1 protein-coding gene is annotated in these 439 nt (G+C 58.8%); it reads left to right on the forward strand.

The annotated features are described in order from the left end of the window. Positions 1–439 (forward strand): plasmid partitioning protein RepB C-terminal domain-containing protein (locus ACWTU8_RS32750; RefSeq protein WP_455851367.1); only part of this gene is annotated, 439 nt, incomplete at both ends.

A 439-nucleotide genomic window follows, 5' to 3' on the forward strand; every position in this document is an offset into this window, starting at 1 on the left:
GTATGAGGCGCTTCATCCGCGAGACGCAGGCGATGCGCGAGCGTGTGGAAACCATTATCCAGGTTCTTCGCCAGTTGATGGCCGTCGAGACATTCAAAGCGGTGCTGAAGGCGGAAGGCCTGGTAACGATGCCGGCCGAGGTCGCGGAAAGGATCTCGGGCGGCCTGGGCTTAATGGCCCAGGAAAAGTGGAACCAGGATGTGATGCCCAGCGAACCGCTTGTCGCAGGGATCTGCCCTGAAGCGATCGAAATTCTTGAGGATTCCGCTGTGCATCCGAAAATCTTTGGCTTGCTGAAGAAGGTCACGCCAAGCCGACAGGTCGAAGCAGCAAACCTGATGGTGGCGTTGGACAGGGTGACGTTCGTCAGCGCAAGGGTCATCATCGCGCTCACGCCCCAGTCGCAGCTGGCGGATAACTCCATCCCCGAGCAGCATTT

This window comes from Mesorhizobium sp. BHbdii (genome assembly GCF_053848045.1).